This is a genomic window from Streptomyces sp. BV286, from assembly GCF_019090165.1.
Lineage (GTDB): Bacteria > Actinomycetota > Actinomycetes > Streptomycetales > Streptomycetaceae > Streptomyces.
This window is the reverse complement of record NZ_JAHRIB010000032.1, coordinates 1-17891: the sequence shown is the minus strand read 5'-3', so window position 1 is coordinate 17891 and position 17891 is coordinate 1. Positions and strand designations below refer to the sequence as shown.

At 69.7% G+C, this 17891-nt stretch carries 15 protein-coding genes; 5 read left to right on the top strand and 10 right to left on the bottom strand.

Features of this window, described 5'->3' with window-relative positions:
- On the bottom strand, positions 1-139 hold a 139-nt coding region (locus KUF83_RS05135), incomplete at its 3' end, for a GlsB/YeaQ/YmgE family stress response membrane protein (RefSeq protein WP_374105978.1).
- 190 nt (positions 140-329) lie between these two features.
- On the opposite strand from KUF83_RS05135, the gene KUF83_RS05130 reads away from it, so the two are divergent.
- The gene (locus tag KUF83_RS05130; protein ID WP_217453341.1) at positions 330-959 is read left to right on the top strand and encodes a hypothetical protein; all 630 of its coding nucleotides are present in this window, start codon (positions 330-332) and stop codon (positions 957-959) included.
- Between the two features lie 228 nt (positions 960-1187).
- On the opposite strand, the gene KUF83_RS05125 is transcribed toward KUF83_RS05130, so the two are convergent.
- From KUF83_RS05125 to KUF83_RS05095, 7 genes are all read right to left on the bottom strand, one after another.
- The gene (locus KUF83_RS05125; RefSeq protein WP_217453340.1) at positions 1188-1685 is read right to left on the bottom strand and encodes a peptidylprolyl isomerase; all 498 of its coding nucleotides are present in this window, start codon (positions 1683-1685) and stop codon (positions 1188-1190) included.
- A gap of 178 nt (positions 1686-1863) precedes the next feature.
- Positions 1864-2562 carry a response regulator transcription factor gene (locus tag KUF83_RS05120; RefSeq protein WP_217453339.1) on the bottom strand — a complete coding sequence of 233 codons (699 nt, stop codon included), beginning with the start codon at positions 2560-2562 and terminating at the stop codon, positions 1864-1866.
- Entirely contained in the window at positions 2559-3890 is a 1332-nt protein-coding gene (locus KUF83_RS05115; protein WP_217453338.1) for a sensor histidine kinase, read from the bottom strand. Before KUF83_RS05115 ends, KUF83_RS05120 begins: the two co-directional genes overlap by 4 nt.
- Positions 3891-3897: 7 nt before the next feature.
- Positions 3898-6141 carry an MMPL family transporter gene (locus tag KUF83_RS05110; RefSeq protein ID WP_217453337.1) on the bottom strand — a complete coding sequence of 748 codons (2244 nt, stop codon included), beginning with the start codon at positions 6139-6141 and terminating at the stop codon, positions 3898-3900.
- A 298-nt stretch (positions 6142-6439) separates the two neighbouring features.
- Positions 6440-7909 carry an FG-GAP-like repeat-containing protein gene (locus KUF83_RS05105; RefSeq protein ID WP_217453336.1) on the bottom strand — a complete coding sequence of 490 codons (1470 nt, stop codon included), beginning with the start codon at positions 7907-7909 and terminating at the stop codon, positions 6440-6442.
- A gap of 388 nt (positions 7910-8297) precedes the next feature.
- Entirely contained in the window at positions 8298-8675 is a 378-nt protein-coding gene (locus KUF83_RS05100; RefSeq protein WP_217453335.1) for a hypothetical protein, read from the bottom strand.
- Between the two features lie 1253 nt (positions 8676-9928).
- On the bottom strand, positions 9929-10351 hold the full coding sequence (locus KUF83_RS05095; RefSeq protein ID WP_217453334.1) for a hypothetical protein: 423 nt from the start codon (positions 10349-10351) through the stop codon (positions 9929-9931).
- Between the two features lie 134 nt (positions 10352-10485).
- Here KUF83_RS05095 and KUF83_RS05090 point away from each other — a divergent pair, with 134 nt between their 5' ends.
- Positions 10486-13032, top strand: a complete 2547-nt coding sequence (locus KUF83_RS05090) for a sigma-70 family RNA polymerase sigma factor (protein ID WP_217453333.1) — start codon at positions 10486-10488, stop codon at positions 13030-13032.
- 119 nt (positions 13033-13151) lie between these two features.
- Here KUF83_RS05090 and KUF83_RS05085 read toward each other — a convergent pair whose 3' ends face one another.
- Positions 13152-13829 (bottom strand): DUF4232 domain-containing protein, encoded by a 678-nt coding sequence (locus KUF83_RS05085; RefSeq protein WP_217453332.1) that lies wholly within the window; start codon positions 13827-13829, stop codon positions 13152-13154.
- 579 nt (positions 13830-14408) lie between these two features.
- Here KUF83_RS05085 and KUF83_RS05080 point away from each other — a divergent pair.
- The 3 genes from KUF83_RS05080 to KUF83_RS05070 all read left to right on the top strand — a co-directional run bounded on the left by KUF83_RS05080 (position 14409) and on the right by KUF83_RS05070 (position 16682).
- Complete coding sequence (locus KUF83_RS05080; RefSeq protein ID WP_217453331.1) at positions 14409-14909, top strand: hypothetical protein; 501 nt, start codon at positions 14409-14411, stop codon at positions 14907-14909.
- Between the two features lie 222 nt (positions 14910-15131).
- Positions 15132-15560 (top strand): VOC family protein, encoded by a 429-nt coding sequence (locus KUF83_RS05075; RefSeq protein ID WP_217453330.1) that lies wholly within the window; start codon positions 15132-15134, stop codon positions 15558-15560.
- Between the two features lie 159 nt (positions 15561-15719).
- Positions 15720-16682: a phosphotransferase family protein gene (locus KUF83_RS05070; RefSeq protein WP_217453329.1), complete on the top strand. Its 963-nt coding sequence runs from the start codon at positions 15720-15722 to the stop codon at positions 16680-16682.
- Between the two features lie 322 nt (positions 16683-17004).
- Here KUF83_RS05070 and KUF83_RS05065 read toward each other — a convergent pair whose 3' ends face one another.
- Positions 17005-17886, bottom strand: a complete 882-nt coding sequence (locus KUF83_RS05065) for an MBL fold metallo-hydrolase (RefSeq protein WP_217453342.1) — start codon at positions 17884-17886, stop codon at positions 17005-17007.
- Positions 17887-17891: the final 5 nt, after the last annotated feature.

The window sequence follows — 17891 nt, the reverse complement described above, 5'->3', positions numbered from 1 at the left end:
CGAGCCAGCCGCCCAGGAGGCCTCCGGCGATCCCGATGAGCATCGTGATGATGATGCCGCCCGGGTCCTTGCCCGGCATGAGCGCCTTGGCGATGAGGCCCGCGAGAAGACCGATGAGTATCCAGGCGATGATGCCCATGACTGCGCTCCTAGCTGGTTGTATAAAGACTGTGTCAAGGCCTCCGGGTTTACCGTGCCGCTGATTTCAAACGCGGCGCCGCGCGCATGTTCGTACGCAGCCGATGGTGCGGTGGCCCGGACGCCGGAGTCCCGCAGGCTCGGGTGGCCGGCCGGGGAGTGTGCCTTGGCGCCTGCTAGAACAGTCATCGATGGGCATCCGAGAGCGTGACCGCAAGGTGTACCGACCGCTGCGGCGGGCCGGCCTCGAGGTGATCCCGGACGCCGTGCCGGACGGCACGATGCCCTTCGTCCACGGATACGGGGCCGAGGACGTGACCGGCGGCTTCTCCCACCGATACGACACCCCACGGCTCGTCGAGAGGCTCAACGAGGACTGGTACGACCTGGCCGTCTCTTCCGGCCTTCTCGACCGTCGACGCGAGTTCCTCGTGCAGTTGCCTCAGGGGACTCGGACGCACCGGGCTGCCCTGCGGCATCTGCACAGCGACAGTGATACCGGGCCGTCGGTCTGGACACGGGTCCGGCTGCTGGAGCGCTGGGACATCATGGGGCGGGGCGCGGGGTCAGCGTTTCTCGGCGTGGGCGCGGGCCGTCCGGGCTTCGCGATGATGGCGCTCGACAGCAGCGTGTACGTCCACGGATCGACGGGCGAGACCGGCGTCGATGTGCTTGCGGTAGCCCACCCGGGCCGCTCGGGGAACATCCTGCGGCACCTGGAGTGGATCACGGTTCACGACAGCCCCTACGTCAACCGCGAGTTCAAGGCGCGGATCGCCGTATGGCTCGCGGCCCGTGCTCGGAACGCCGTCGATCCCTGAGTCCTCGATGAGACGTTCAAGGCGGCAGAAGGCGGCAGGGCGACGGAGGAGGTCCCTGTCGTTCGCCACGGACAATCCGTGCTCTCGTCGACGGGCTTCGGCGTGCCAAGGCGCCGATGTGCCGGATGTGGCGTGCGTCGGATCGTGGGAGGCCCCGGGACGAGCGGGGGGACGAGGCAGGGATCACTCGGCGTGGAGCTGACCCCGCAGCGGCCCGGGGCGTGGGCCCTACTTCTCCACGACGCCCGAGGAAGCGATCTCGATCTTCGCGCGGGTGGCGCCGGAACGCGAACCCAGGGACTCGATCTTCGTCACCAGGTCCTGGCCCTCGACGACTTCACCGAAGACCACGTGCTTGCCGTCCAGCCACGACGTGACAACCGTGGTGATGAAGAACTGCGAGCCGTTGCTGTCCGGGCCGGAGTTGGCCATGGACAGCAGGAACGGCTTGTCGTGCTTGAGCTTGAAGTTCTCGTCCTCGAACTTCGTGCCGTAGATGCTCTTGCCGCCGGTGCCGTCCCCGCGGGTGAAGTCGCCACCCTGGAGCATGAAGTCCGGGATGACACGGTGGAAACCCGAGCCCTCGTATCCGAAGCCGTGCTGACCGGTGGCCAGCTCACGGAAGTTCTGCGCCGTCCTGGGGACGACCTCGTCGTACAGCTTGAAGACGATCCGGCCGGCGGAGGCGCCGTCGATGTTGATGTCGAAGAAGACGTTGGTAGACATGAGGAGATCCTGTCACGACGCGGCGCACTGCCTTGGAGCCACCCCCGGTTCGTCCGCCAAGAGAACCGGACAGCTCCACCGTCGCGAAGGTCTTTCCTGCCGAGATGCCGCCGTGGTGGCGCGCGGCGCCAAGCTGCCACTCGCCCAGGGACGAGCACGACCACTGCCGCCTTCCCTTCTAGGACAGATCGTCGGTGCCCCCGTCAGGGGCGGCGCGGGCCAGGCCTGTCCGATAGGCGATGACGACGAGTTGCGCCCGGTCGCGGGCCTCCAGTTTCGTCATGGCGCGCTGCACGTGGGCTCGTACGGTGAAAGGGCTGAGGAACATCTGCTCGGCTATGTCCTGGTTGGACAGTCCGGTCGCGACCAGAGCGACCATTTCGCGTTCGCGCGGGGTGAGCGCGGCGAGTTGTTCGGGGCGGTGCCGGTGCGGCGTGGCGGTGTCCGGTGTGGCCAGGAAGCGGGCGACCAGGGAGCGGGTCGCGGCGGGGGACAGGAGAGTGTCGCCGTCGGCGATGGTGCGCACGGCGTCCAGCAGGGCCTCGGCCCCGATGCCCTTGCCGATGAAGCCGCCGGCTCCCGCCCGCAGCGCCTGGGCGACGTACTCGTCGGTCTCGTACGTGGTGAGGATCAGGATGCGGCTGGCACGCAGTTTCGGGTCCGCGCAGATCTCGGACGTGGCGGTGAGACCGTCCATCTCGGGCATGCGGATGTCCATGACGACCACGTCCGGGCGCAGTTCCCGGGTGAGCCTCACCGCCTCTCTGCCGTCGGCGGCCTCGCCGACGACGGTGATGTCGTCGGCACTGTCGAGGAGCAGCCGGAAGGCGCCCCGCAGGAGGGCCTGATCGTCGGCGAGCAGTACCCGGAGCGTCACGGCGCCTCCCCGGGCGCTCCGCCGTCCGTCCGTGCGTCGCCTGCCGCTGTGTCGGCCGTTCGTCCCTCGGTGGCTGTCGTCCCGCCGGCCGTCGGCGTCATGTCCTTGACGGGTGGGAGGGGCAGGCGGGCGGAGACGAGGAAGCCGCCCTCCGGGCTCCTGCCCGCGGAGAGGTGCCCTCCGACCGCGGTGGCACGTTCACGCATCCCGATCAGGCCGTAGCCGGGCGGGCGGTCTGCTGCTGTGGACCCGTGCGCTTGCGTGGACGCGGCGGGCGACGTACGGACGTCCCTTCCGTCGTCGGCGACGGTGAGGGTCACCTGGTCGCCGTTCCAGGCGAGACGCACCCGGGCGCTGCCGGTACCGGCATGCTTGGTCACGTTGGTCAAAGCCTCCTGGACGATGCGATAGGCGGTGAGGTCCACTCCCGGCGGCAGCGGCCTGGCGGTGCCCTCCTGGTGCACCGCCACCTCCAGCCCCGCGCGGCGGAAGGACTCGAAGAGTGTGGGGAGCCGGTCCAGCCCGGGCGCCGGTTCGGCGGGCGCGGCCGCGTCTCCGGCCTGGCGCAGCAGACCGACCGTGGCCCGTAGGTCGTCGAGTGCGTCGCCGGTGGTCTCGACGAGTTCCTGGAGGCTCTTGCGGGTCTGCTCGGGGCGGGAGTCGAAGAGATGGGCGGCGACCGTGGCCTGTGCGTTGGCCAGGGTGATCTGATGGGCCACCAGATCGTGAAGTTCCCGGGCGATACGTACCCGTTCCTCGGCCACCATCCGGCGTGCTTCGCTGTCCCGGCTTTCCTCGGCCCGCCGGGCCCGCTCCTCCACGGCCGCCAGGTAGGCGCGCCTGTTCTGCGCCGAGTGCCCGAGTACGCCGGCCACCAGTGGGAACGCCGCCACCGCTCCCACCCTGCTCGCGTCCTTCCACGACAGGGCCCCGAACAAGGGGGTCGAGGCGACCAGCAGCGCCACGGATATGAGCGCCACCGCGCTCGCCACGCGCCGTTCGGAGCGCGCGGTGAGCGCGTAGGAGTAGGCGGTGACCATGGCGGGGGCCACGATGAGCGGGCTCAGCAGAAGGCCCAGAAACGGCGCCAGCATGCCACTCGCGGTCGTGATCGCGATGGCGGCCAGGGGCGCCCGGTGCCGCACCGGAAGCACGGCACAGGACACCACGGCGATGACGTAGGCGAGGGCGGACGGCGGTGACAGCGTGCTGCCGTCCTCCTGTACCACGCCGCCGAACAGACAGAGCGCGAACGCCGTCGCCGTGATCGCTGCCTCGCGCCGCCACCTGCCGCGTGGTCGCGGGCCGCCGCCACCCGTGTTCGTCATGGCCGGGTCAGCTCCGCCCGACGGGGAACCGTCGCATCGCTGCGTCCTGCTCGGTCAAGGAGGCCGGTGCATGCCTGCTCAGTGCCTCACCCTCGATATCCACGTTCGGCAGCACGCGGTTCAGGATACGGGGCAGCCACCAGGCCCGGTGGCCGAGCAGTGCCAGGACCGCGGGGGCGATCGCCATCCGGACCACGAAGGCGTCGAAGGCGACCGCGGAGGCCAGGCCGACACCCATCGTCTGAATGGTCGGGCTGTTCATTCCGATGAATCCGGCGAACACACTGATCATGATGATCGCCGCCGCGGCCACCACACGTCCGCTGTGCCGGAACCCGTTGACGATCGCCTCGTCGGGGGACGCGCCATGGACGTAGGCCTCCCGCATGCGGGTGAGGAGGAAGACCTCGTAGTCCATGGCGAGGCCGAAAACTATGCCGATGATGAGGATCGGCATCAGCGACATGACCGGCCCGGTCTGTTCGATGCCGATCAGGTCTGCGGCCCAGCCCCACTGGAAGACGGCGACGAGGACGCCGAAGGCGGCGCCCACCGACAACAGGAAGCCCAGCGCGGCCTTGACGGGGACCAGGACCGAGCGGAAGACCACCATCAGCAGCAGCACCGCCAGGCCGATGACCACGGTCAGGTAGGGGATGAGGGCGTCGGACATGGCTTCGGAGATGTCGATGTTCAACGCGGTGGTGCCGGTCACGAGGATGCCGGCGCCCGTGGCGGCCTCGGTGTCCGAGACCGCGCCCCGGATCGTGTGCACCAGGTCCTTGGTCTCACCGCTGTTCGGCGCGGTCTGCGGGACCGCTGTGAGGACGGCGGTGTCCTTGGTCCGGCTGAGGACCGGTGCACCGACCGACTCGACCCCGTCCACTCCCCGTACGGTCCTGACGACCAGGTCCGTGGTGGCGCGCGCGTCCGTGGACTCCGACAGGTCCACGACCACGGTCAACGGGCCGTTGAAGCCGGGGCCGAAGCCTTCCGACAGCAGGTCGTAGGCTCGGCGCTGGGTGGTCTCCACGGACTTGGACTCGTCTCCGGGCAGGCCGAGTTCGAGGGACAGTGCCGGTAGGGCGACGGCGCCGAGGCCGAGTCCGGCGACGAGCAGTACGGCCACCGGCCGGCGCAGCACGAAGCGTGCCCAGCGGATGCCGAGCCCGGGACGGCCGGCCGTTACGGGCACCGGGTGCGGGCGCCCGCTTCCCGGCGGGGTGGTCCTGCGGACGGCGCGGGACAGGACGCGTCGGCCGAAGAAGCCGAACAGTGCGGGAGCCAGGGTCAGCGAGACGAGTACGGCAAGAGCCACGGCGCCCGCGCCGCCCATGCCCATCTTGGTGAGTTCGGGGATTCCGACGACCCCCAGTCCGACCAGGGCGATGCAGACGGTCGCGCCGGCGAAGACGACGGCGGATCCGGCCGTGCCCACCGCCCGGCCGGCGGCCTCCTCCGGCTCGCGGCCCTGGGCGCGCTCGTCGCGGAAGCGGGAGGTGATGAAGAGCGCGTAGTCGATGCCGACCGCGAGACCCAGCATCAGCGCCAGGATGGCCACGGTGGATGTCAGGCCCAGCGGGACGGCCAGTGCGGAGACCAGGCCGAAGGCGATGGCCACACCCAGGAAGGCGGTCAGCAGGGACAGCCCGGCCGCGACCAGCGATCCGAGGGCGAGGACGAGTACCACCGCCGCCACCGCCACGCCGATGATCTCCGTCGTGCCGCCCGGTGACTCTTCCGCGTCCAGGGCCGAGCCGCCGATCTCCACGGTCAGCCCCGCGTCCCGGGCCTGGCCCGCGGCGTCCTCCAGGGCCCTCTTCGTCGGCTCGGTGAGGTCGACGGCGTCCACGGCGTACGTGATCGTGGAGTAGGCGATGGTGCCGTCCTCGCTGACGGCGCCGGTCGCATAGGGGTCGGTGGCCGACGCGACCTGATCGTCCCCGTCCAGCGAACCGAGCGCGTCCTCGACGGCCGCCTTGTTCTCGGTGGCCGTCACCCGCTGCCCGTCCGGGGCCTGGAACACCAAGCGGGCCTCGGCACCTTGGGAGTTGCCGCGGGGGAAGCGCTCGTCCAACAGGTCGAACGCCTTCTGCGACTCGGTGCCGGGCATGGAGATGTCCTCTTCCTCCGCAGCCGGCGCCAGGGCGGCGGCCGCGACCGCCAGCACGAGGACGCCCAGCCACAGACCGCCCACGAGCCGGCGCCGCCGGAAGGCCCACCGTCCGATCCGGTAAAGAATTGTCGCCACCTGTAGATCACTCCAGACACCGCTAGGCAAGGGGAATGCGCGAGATGCAACGCGCCTCCCAGACTTCCCTCGGGCGTCCCGCCGGGCATCGTCCCCCGCTGCCGTCTTCCCCCGGTGCATCCGCACCAGCCTCTGAGGTGCCCTGGTGCTTACGCACTACAGGCGGGCGTCGGCCTCAGGACGGCGCTGCCGTCGGCGGCCCATGGCCGGGGCCCCGCCGACAGTCGTGAGTCGGCGGGGCCCCGGGTTCAGGCGATGGGTGTCGTGCAGTACTCGATGGCGGTTGGTGCGGTGGGCGTTACTTGCCGAGGACGTAACCGAAGAAGGCGTTGTCCGGCGACGCGCCGAGTGCGGCGGCACCGAACGACCAGGAGCCGCTGGTCGTCAGGCCCGACGCCGTCGAGTCGAAGACCCAGGCGAAGCCCGCGGAGTCGTTCTCGTACGGAGCCGTGGTGACGAGCTCGGCGCGACCGTCGCGGTCGGAGTCGATGAGCCGGACCTGTGCACCGAAGCGGTCGCCCGCTTCGGCCGCACCCGGCACTCCGGCGGTGTCCTGGTTGAGGGTTTGCACGCCGGCCGACCGCAGGCCCTGGGCCGAGCCGCGCAGGAGCCACGTCGCGCCCGCGTCCCCGAGGTCACCGATGCCCTCGCCCGGAGAGCCGATCGCGAGGTCGGGGTAGCCGTCGCCGTCGACGTCACCCAGGCTGAGGTCGGCTCCGAAGTCGTCGCCGACCTCGGAGCTGCCGGGAATGCCGCCCTGTCCTTGCTCGAAGACCTGGTCGGGGGCCTCGGTGTTGCCTGCGAACAGGCCGCCCGGGCCGCCGAAGCGCACGAACACAGCGCCGGAGGACAGATCCCATTCACCGTGTTCCAGGGTGTAGGGGGAGCCGAGCACCAGGTCGGGGTATCCGTCCTTGTTGATGTCACCGGAGGCGCCCACCCAGCCCTCGCCGAAAGAGCGGTCCAGGTCGAGCCCGCTCGCGGTGCCCCGCAGCAGGATCGAGCGGCCCTCACGCTGCTCCAGCTGCTGCTCGGAACCGGTGATGACGAGCTCGGCGTAGCCGTCCTTGTCGTAGTCGGCGCCGGTCAGTCCGCTGGGCCGGAAGCCCCTCTCGGAGGGGAGGTCGTGGAGCTGCTCCGGGGCGGCGGGCGTGCGGGAGTTGCTGAAGTCGTGCACGTAGAGGGTGCCCTCCGCGTTGAGGTGTGCGAGCTCCGGGCGCCCGTCGCCGTCGACGTCGGCAGTGGTGAGACCGGTCCCGTACTGCTCCCTCGCGCTGGACGGGCCCAAGGTGCCGCTCTCCAGCCACGAGCTCGTACCGGTCAGCCCGCGGGCCGAGCCCCACAGGACGGTGACGCCGCCTGCGTCGACGACGTCGCCGATGTCCTCGCCGGGCGATCCGACTGCCAGGTCGGCGTAGCCGTCACCGTCGAGGTCCGCGGAGGTGACGGCCGAGCCGAAGGCGTCGTGGGCTTCCGGGGTGCCGGGCACACCTGCTGAGCTCTGCGTCAGGACCACTCTCCGAGCCGTGTCGATGCCGCTCGACGAGCCGTAGAGCACGGAAACGAGCCCGGCTCCCGACTTGCCAGCCACCCGCGCGGCGGGCGTCGCGGCCACCAGGTCCGGGTAGCCGTCGCCGTTAAAGTCGTCGTGGGCCACAGCCTTGGCGCGCTGGTCGCCCGCCGCGAAGGCGGGCCCGCTGACGATCGCGGAGCCGGTGACGGCGAGCAGTGCGACCGCCAGGGCGGCGGCAGAGCGTGTGGAGCGCATGGAGGTTCCCCCTGTATGTCACTGCGTCGAAGCCGCAGTCCGGTGAGTCGGGCAGCACGCCGAACCGGTCGTGCACGGCGTGGTGCCTTTGCGGGAGATGAGACCCGGGAACCTGAACAGAAGTTGTACTCCCGGCGCGTGGCGCAGGGGCCTGTGGCACGGCTGTGACAGTGGCCACGGATCCGTGACACGGCCGACAGGCCGGCCGGTGCGTGAGAGAAGTAGGGCTCTGCAGGCCCAACTCTGCCTGCGGGCCTTGCTGGAGGACCCGGCCCAGCAGCGATACGGCCTCGAATGAGCCGCCCTCCTTGGCTCGAGTCAGCCGTCAGGCAGGGCGAGCGGCGGACCCCGGGCCCTGGTTACCGGGCCCCCTCAACGCGTGAACCGGTCACCGCACGCTGACCATCACCTGGTCGACATGGGGGAGGGAACCGGGCATCTCGTCGGTGATCCAGGAGTACTCCAGAGCCGCCAGGGTGGCGCCCCTGTCCGTCCACACCAGTAATTCACCGATGTACTCGCCGGACTGGTCGTGGACGTGGGCGTCGACAGGCACCAGTTCGGCGGACATGGCCGCGTGGTGCACGGGTTCCCGTACCCGCAGGTTGACGCTCGCGGACCCAGGAGCCCAGGGGGCTACCACTTCCGTCCGGTCCAGCTGGCTGCGGAGCGCGGAAGCTCCGGCGAAGTCGGCTGAGAGAACGTGCTCCAGCACGGCTCGCTCCAGGTCGCTCAGCGGACGAGGTCGCACGGGCAGGCGGGACATACGCTGATCATCGCAGGCCGCGTCTGCGCCCTTCGACGGCTGACGCGATTCTGGCCAGGCGACCTGGCGCGAACCTCAGCAGCGGCTCCAAGAGGCCCTGTGCGTCGGTGTGATGGGATGCCCGCGGGTGCTCTGCGGCGGATACGAGGGGTGCATCGCGCCGGTCGCCGGGACGAGGACAGAGAGAGGGCGGCACAGCGGGGGAAATGATGAACGGACACGAGAGCCGCAGAACAGCCCTCGGCCTGAGGTCGCTGCAGACGCGCGCCTTGATGCGCGAGGCCGGGAATGAAAAGCGGCTCTTGGCGGCCGGGGAGTGGCGCCCTTCCGCGGCGGACTCCGAAGCCGCAGCGTCCGTCCTGGACCGCCTCGCGGCCCCGCTCCCTGCCCGGCGGGCAACGACCGCATCAATGGTGGCCACAGACCGGGACCGGCGACTGCAGCGTCTCCTGCGCACGACCCTCCACCACCTCGACGCAGGAGTCGTGAGCCCGCCCGCGGTTGCTCTCCTGGCTGCGGTCGCCCGCGCATTCCTGCCTTGGTACGCCACCCCGAACCCGCCGGGTGCAGCGGCGGCCCCGAGGTACGGGGCGCCAGGGGGAACGGCGGACGGCCTGGCCGGGCCGCCGACAGCGACCGGCGAGGCCTTGCTCCCCGAACTGACCGAATTGTTCGCTGCGTTGGCCGCCACCCGCGGGCCCGGCGCCGCTTCGCTCACGCCCCCGGCCGAGCCCTGGCAGCTCCGATACGCGGGCCGATTCCGTCGTTATGGCAGACCCGCTGCCGGAGTGTGGACGGCTGAGACCGTCGCCTGCCCGGCGTGCGGGGGCACAGCGGGTCCGTGGACCGTGATGTGCGACTGGCTTCTGATCTCGCTGGGCTGCCCATGCGGGATGACGACCCACGAACACGGCCTCGCCTTTTCCGAAGTCTGGCTTCTCCTACCGGACATGTGACGAGGCGTCGATCAGTCAAGTCGTCCAAGAAGCGGCGGCGCGTCTGGCTCCACCGCAGGAGCGCGCCTCCACACAGCTGCCGCGCGGATCCGAGCGCGTCCCGCGCGCCTGACCGGCATGCCTGGCGAACGTCCTGTGTCCGGGACTGCTTTTTCGCGAATGTGCCCTTTCGTTCTTGGGGGCGGTTGTACCGTATCTGTCCTCTTGTCGACCCTGTGTGGGCGTTGGGGCGGATACGGGAGACGGCCTCGCCGGCCGTGGGGCCCTTCGGGCTGAAGGGCCCCACGACCGCAGCGGTCAGCTGTCGTTGCCGTGGTTGTCCCGCGACTGTGTGGGGTGGTTCTCCAAGGTGCTCCGGTGGACCTTTGCGGCGAGCTTCATCAGGTCCTTGGGGGTGATCTTCTCCGTCAGGAGGTCCTCGCGTGCGAACTGCCGTACTTCCCGCAGCACTGTGCGCAGGGTCAGACGCCAGATCAAGGCACGGACGAGGTGGGGGGTGTGAGGGGCGATGATGCCGGTCACCGCGACGACGCCGACGCTCCCGGCCACCACCGCGGCCCACACCGGGCTGTGGCTCAGCAGACTCCAGGAGAGGGCCGCGCTGGAGAGGCCGGAGCCGGCCAGTGCGGTGACGTGGACGAATCGCTGCGGGCGGTGGGAGCAGTGCTGTTCGCCCTCGGCGGGGGAGGCGGTGCGGTTGTGCTGGATGCGACGGGACATGGAGTCCTCCGTTGATGCCGTGAGGTATCGGACGGAGGCCCGGGGCCGAGGAACGGGGCGTTTCCCGAAGTTCACGAAGATTCTTTTGAGGAAGTTCGTGAGCTGCTGTCGCGGCTCACACGAGGGGAGTGACGGTGGGGGACCGTGCAGAGCTGGGCAACGAGCCCGTCGGCGACCGGGAGCTGGTCGGCTGGGCGCTGGACGCGTCCCAGCCACGACGGCGCAAGAAGGCGCTGGAGATGATCGCGGAACGCTATTTACAAGACGTGCTGACGTCGACGGCGCGCCGGATGGGGGACGCGGAGGCGGCGTCCGATGTCACGCAGCAGACCTTCACCGATGTCTGCGACAAGCTGATGAAGGGGGAGGGGCCGCAGAACCCGGATCGCCTGGGCGGTTGGCTGCACAACTTCAGCCGCAACCGCGAACGCAACCACTACAAGCGCCGCGAGGCGAACCGGGAACGTTCTCGCCCGGCCGATGACCACGGCGATGAGTTCGGTTCGGGCATCTCCCGGGTGGGGGTGGCGCGTGACGACGAGGAGCGACTGGTTCAGGCGCGCGGTATCGCCGGCCGGGTGGCGCGCACGCTCGCGGCGGACGAGCAGGAGATCTACCGGCTCTACTACGAGCAGGAGTTCTCGGTCGCGGAGGTGACGGAGCAACTCACCCTCTCCGGCCGGAAACTGTCGCAGAAGACCGTCCAGAACAAGGTCACGCGGGTGGCGGCGGTCGTCGCGACCGGCTTCGAGGCGTATCTCCTCGTGCAGCACGACCGAACGTCATGCGGACGGCTGACCGCCATCATCGGCCGGTACCCGCAGGAGTTCGGCAGCGAAGTGCGGGATCACGTGCTCAAACATGCCCGCAAATGCGCCGACTGCGGAAGCTGCACGGTGTGTCCCACCTGCCGCGTACGGGACGTCCTGGCCATCAGCACGTGCGAGAAGTCCGCCGGCTGCCGGCGCTGCCTGGTGTGCGACAGCGAGCGAGTGGATCTGAAGGCCCAGTGGGCGCCGGCCCTCGTCCTTCTCCTGTTCCTCCGCCCGGTCCGGACCGTGGTCCTCCAAGCCGTCAATCAGGCCTGGTCCGAGGCCATCTCCGTGTTGTCGTCACCACCGACCAACCCGCCCAGCAGCCCTCCCGGGCCACCGTCCGCCGTCGGTCCGCTGCGCCGCCCTGCGGCCAGGACGGCCAAGGTCGCCACAGCAGCCGTCGCCACCGCGGCAGTCGTCGCGGGAGCGCTGCTGCTCACCCGCCCCGACACGAACTCCTCCTCGCCGCAGACGGCTCCGGTGGCCGCCACGATGCCGACCATCGCGTACGCCACGGACAAGGAGGTCCGCGTCCAGACCAAGGAAAGGAACACCACCGTCGACACGGTGCCGGTCGGCAGCACCGTCACCGATCTGATCTGGTCAGCCGACCGCCGCCGCCTGGGCTGGCTCGTCAGACCCTCCCAGGGCACGGCCGTCACTCTGCACACCAGAGACCTCTCCACCGGCCGTAACCGCACCTGGGACTGCCAGGACTGCTCCGGACTCGCCTTTCAGGGCGCGAACCTGGTCAGTGTGCGGCAGGGTGCTGAGATCCTGTCCCACCCGCCTACGGGCAAGGCTCCCAAGAGCCTGGAACTCCAGGGCATCGACACGACGACCGCGGCCCTGCAGCTGTTCCTCGTCGGCAGCACAGCGGCCGACAGCGAACTGCTGATCTTCACGATTGACAACGACGTCAGTGGGGCCGACGCCAACAAGCTGTACCGGATGGCTGCCAACAAGATGGTGACGACGGTCGTCGACGACGCTCTCCGTCACATCCCCGGTGGCGCCCGCCGGCCCGGCCAGTACGCGGCGGTCAGCAGGGACGGCACACGGTTGGCCTACGGGGGCAATGTCTCGGGCGGAGACCCCTGCGTGCCCTCGGACGGTGTGACCGTCGTCGACCTCGACACCGGCAAACACGCCACCACCGCCCTGGCCGACGACGACGCGTCCCGTCGTCTGCGGATCACAGGAGTCTGGTTCGGCCCGAAGGACGAGGTGTGGGCCAGCGCCTTCCGTCAGCCGGCCGAGGCCTGCGTCGCGTACGGGGAGGAGGAGGCGTCCCGACGGCAGCGGACAGTCGTCTACCGACTGCACGACGGGGCCTGGACCAAGTCCGATCAGGAGGCAGTCATGGCCCAGCCGGCCGAGGACGGGTGGAGCGCCCGGCGCGCCGGGGCCACAGGGCTCAACGACTACCGGCCGCCGGCCTCACCGCTTGTCGTCACCAACTCCAAGAATCAGCGTGTTCCCCTCGGCGACTCCGTCACGGTCTTCGCCTGGGCTCCAGGTGACTCGAAGCCCGCCCCGGTACTGGGCACCTTGTGGGGCCCGTACCAGAAGGGGTACGGGCTGCCCAAGCCCACCACCGTCTACAACGGTGGCAGTCCGTCAGGGATGGTCCGGGATGTCACCTGGACGTCCTGGGGTGATGAGCGTGCCACCGGCACGGGAGAGGCCATTCACGTCACCGGTGAGGCGTCCGTGGCCGAGAGCCCTTGGGAGAAGAGCACCGTCGTCGCCTTCGATCTGGGTGACTGCTTCGGCGTCCGGACCTATCGGAAGGTCAGCTGGTTCCATCCGCAGCGCAACGAGCGCTTCGACGAGAGCCAGTACATGAACGTGTGCACAGGCTGAACACCGCTGGATGCCGTCAGTCGGCTCGGTCCGACTGACGGTGCCGCCTCAACCGATTCCGGGACTGGCCGCTTCCTGCGTCGAGCAGTTCAAGCGTGGGCCCGGAGCCGTGAGTCAATTCAGCTGAAAGGAACGGCGTCGGCCGGGGCGGTGTGCCAGTTGGTCACGATCGGCTTGTCGACGGTGATGGTGTCGACCGGCAGGGAAACGGGGTCGGGGTCGTCGTTGCCGACGGCGACGATGATGAAGTCCAGTTCCTTGCCGCCGTTTGAGTTGGTGGTCTTCGGGTTCACCCCGGCGTAGGCGGTGGTGTTCCCGCTCAGCTTGATCTGCTCGCCGACGGCCTGCTCCGCGGGGCCCGCCTCGGTGCCGTCGGATCCGAAAGCCACGGTCGGCAGCGCGGCGGGCAGGTAACAGGTGATGCCCGACTTCGCCTTAGCCGTGATCAGTATGTATCCGCCGGCCTGGGACTCGGACTTGGTGCTCCAGGTGATGTCGTTGGCACCGCAGCCCTGCTCGACCGGCTTCCGCTCGCCGTCGCCGGTGTCGACGCCGGAGCCGGCCCCGTCCTCGGTTCCCTTGCTTGCGGCATCGGAACCCTTGTCGGCGCCCTGGCCGCTTCCCGTGGTCGACGAGCTGGACGGGGTGGCCGCGTCGCCCGCCGGAGTGGCGGACGAAGAGCCCTTCGCGGCGCCGTTGTCCGTGGCCTTGTCCGTGTCCTGGCACGCTGTCATCAGCATGGCGCCGCCCACGAGGGCTGCGGAGACGAGGAAGGCCTTGCGACGGTTGCCGGACATTGAATCCCCTTGGTGATCGGTGAGTTGAGGTCGAAGCGCTGTCGGCCTCTCGGCGTTTACTTGATCATTATGAGAGGGCTGCGAGCCGAAGGGATCCCGGCGTGTTCGTTCCAGGACAACGCTGTCACAGGCCGGTGACATGATCACAGAAACCATGCCTTGCTGATGCCCGGCCAGACCGCGAACCTGGCCCTGGCCGGCCTCGTGCACCACCCGCTGGACCAGGCTCCGGCAGCGTCGACGGGTTGCGCACGCGGTATCCGGCGTCCTGAAGTGCCTGGGTGACGGTACGGGCGGCGTGGTTGCCGTGTTCGCCGGTCTGGCGGAACTCCTGGTCGGCCACGCTGCGGGCGGCGGAGCGGAAGGTGTCGCTGTTCATTCGGAACGCCATCGCGATCAGGGTGCGAGTGGCGGGAGCGCCGACCTGGCGTGCTCGCGTTCCTACCGTGGCCGCTGGCGATCATGAGGGCACCGCGAAGCCCGCCGGTTGAACAGCCGCCGGTTCCTTTGTCCCCCTTTCCCTTCTAGGGTGTTCGACGGACGCCGACGCCGTGGGGCCCGGCCGCCCAAGGGGGTCGAGTGAGCACACCCGAGTACGAGCTTTGGGCCGACCTCGATGTCCGCCGCCCGGACGACGTCCGCATGATCTCTGGTCGGCGGGTCCCGCTTTCCTGGCAGATGGAGAAGCACGCCGGACACGTGGACCGGCTGATGAACAGCACCTTGCCCGCCAACTTCCCGGACCCGGTCGAGCGTGGAGGTGCCGGCGACGTATTGGCCGTGCTCGCCTTGTCGGAGTCGATCCGGCGCGACCTCACTGCCCGCCGCGCGGGCGACATCCGTGAGGCTGTCCGGCTCGGAGCCACCTGGTCCGAGGTCGCGGCCGCGATCGACATCACGCCGGACGAGGCCCGCGCCATCCTGCGCGACTGGACGGAGCGTCTGCACGGCCTCCACCAGATCGATGCCGAGGCGGGCGAGGTCCAACGGCTGGGCGTCGAGGAGGACCGCCACGCCGCGGTGCTCGCCTTGATCGAGCTGGCGGACGACCAGCGGACGGAGACCGTCAGGCATGACTGACCGCCTGTGTCCGTGGCCATCGCCTCGGCATGGAGCGGTGCGGATGTAGCCCTCCGCTCACTCCGGATTCACGCGTCGAATGCAATTCCCCGGGCGTCTGCCGCCGGCCGCGCGCCGCGCGAGCACGGCCCACGCCAACGGGTGCGCGCGCAAGGTTGTGGACCAGCGAGGTGATGCCAGTCGGGGGTTCCGTCGAGGAGCACGTGCCCCTACGGTGGCCAGGTGATGTCGATCAAGAAGTTCCAAGTCACCTTCGACTGTGCGGAACCTGAGCGCCTCGCCCGCTTCTGGTGCGAGGTGTTGGGATACGTCGTACCGCCGCCACCGGAGGGGTTTGCCACCTGGGACGACTTCAAGCGTGCCCAGCCCCCTGAGCAGCAGGACGCGTGGTTCGCCTGCAGCGATCCCTCAGGGGTGGGCCCGCGCCTGTACTTCCAGCGGGTCCCCGAAGGGAAGGCGGCCAAGAACCGGCTGCATCTTGACGTGCGGGTCGGCACCGGACTCGTGGGTGAAGAGCGCCTTGCCGCACTTGAGGCCGAGTGCGCACGACTGGTCCCGCTCGGAGCGGTACACGTGAGAACGCTGTACGACGGCAACGATGCGTGCATCCCGATGCTGGACATCGAGGGGAACGAGTTCTGTATCGACTGATGGGCCGAGAACCCGCCCGGTCGGTCATCGGTCATGTCCCACAGGGGCCGTTTCACTCGCGGGGCAGCGCCTGACGTTTCCGCAGTTCAGCTGTCTGGTGCTCGCGGGACGTGACAAAGTCTTTGGCGCCTGCCTTCGGCCGGATGATGGGGTGGCACGGTGAGCAACCACGACGAGGAAGCTGCCGTCCCGCCGTTGACCTCGGCCTGGGTCGGTCGGCATCTGGAGGCCGGGGAACGGGTCGTCGGAACCGAGGCACTGCACGGCGGCATCACCGCCGAAATGCGGCGGCTGACCATCGCCGTTCGGGACGGTGGCACCCGCGACCTGGTGCTGCGGAGCTTCGTCGATCCGTTCTCCGTGGAGCACGCAAAGGACTGGCTGAACAGGGAGGCCGACGCCCTGACCCTGCTCGCGGAGACCGGTGTGCCGGCTCCTCGTCTCGTCGCGGTGGATCCGACCGCCGCCCATTGCGCGTATCCCTCGCTCCTCATGACACATCTGACGGGCCGGACGCTCCTCGACGATGCGGGAGTTGAGGCGCGCGTTCCTTTGCTGGCCCGCCAACTCGTGGCGATCCACGCGGTGCGGCCCGCCGAACGGCCCCGCGAGTATGCGGCGTTGACGACCGCCGACACGGTGGTGGTTCCGAAAGGCGCCGACGCGGCGCTCTGGGCCGCGGCGATCGACGTGATCCGCAAGCCCGCGCCGCCCTACGAAGGGCGATTCCTGCACCGGGACTTCCACCCCGGCAACGTGCTGTTCGACGTGCCGACGGAATGCCCGGCAGGTGCCCGGGTCACCGGGGTTGTGGACTGGGCGACGACCTCCTGGGGCCCGGCGGACCTCGATGTCGCGCACTGCTCCACCAATCTCGCACTGCTGCACGGCCCGGCGTGGGGTCTGCGGTTCGCTGAGGCGTATGAGGAGGCCGGCGGGGTGCTGGCCGCGGCCGCGAACGAGCGGCTGTACTGGCGGGTGCGGGACGGGCTGGCGTGCTCGGAAGATGTGAAGTCGGTGGCGCAGTCATGGCGCGAGGCGGGGAGAACCGGGCTCACGACGCGAGCCGTGGTGAAGCGGCTTGACTCCTATGTCACCGCACTGATGGACGGGCCCGGCTGAACCGCGACAACTCGGGTACCGGGCACGGCGGCGGGCGCCGGCCCGGGCTGCCACGTCCTCTAGCCCCTTTTCGGCTGCAGGTCAGCCTCGTCCGACTCGATCCCCGCCAGATACGACTCCAGCGCGGGAAACCCACCGACTCGAGCCGGGTGCCCCCCGTACGCGGGAGGGCTGCTCTTTGCGTGCGCCGTGCCGGTAGAGGCCCTTCGCGTTCTTGTCCCTGACGTGTTTGACCTCGGCGGCGAATTCGAGAGGAGCGGCCCTGGTGGGGTCCGAAGGGCTGGGCCATACCTGAGGCGGCCGAGGCGGCTTGGCAACGGCTTCAGGAAGCGGGGACGGGCTTCAGCCGGTAGGCGTCTCCATGGGCGGCCACGCGGCCGGCGGTGGGCGGTGCGAAGTGAGTGCCGAGGAGGAGGGTGTCCGTGCCGGCGAGGGAGCCGAGCAGCTTGCGGCGGGTGGCCTCGGACTGCCGCGGGTCGATGTCGACGCAGGCGCCGATGGCGGGGTGGGCGAGCTGGACGGGGTGGTGGACGCAGTCGCCGGAGATCAGCGCCGTCTCCCCCTGGCTGGTCAGTTCCACCGCGACGTGGCCGGGGGTGTGGCCGGGTGTTGGGATCAAGCGCAGGCCGGGGGCGATCTCGGCCCCCTTGAGCGGGACGTCGACCGTGCTCAGCAGACCCGCCTGTTCGACCGGGATCACGGAGTCGCGGAACATCTGTTCGCGTGCCTCCTCCATGTCGTACGTGGCCCAGAACTCCCGCTCGGCGCGGGAGGTGAGGTAGCGGGCGTTGGGGAAGGTGGGGACCCATTCGCCGTTCACCTGCTGTGTGTTCCAGCCGACGTGATCGGCATGCAGGTGGGTGAGGATCACCAGGTCGACGGAGTCCGGGGGGAAACCGGCGGCGGTGAGGCGCTCCAGGAAGTCGGTCCGCAGGTTGTGCCAGGCCGGGTTGGCCCGCTCCTTGCCGTTGCCGATGCCGGTGTCGACGAGAACGCGCAGCCCGTTCACGACGAACGCGAAGCTGTGGCTGTCGAGGTGCAGAATCCCGTCCTGGCCGGCGAAGTGGGGGTGCAGCCAGTCCTGGGCGGTCACCACCTCAGGGGTGGCGTCGGGCAGCAGCCAGGGTCCGGTCTCGGGCGGCAGGTTGACTTCGTCGATGAGGTGGACGGGGACGCCGCCCACGGTCCAGGTGGGGATGGGGATGGGGG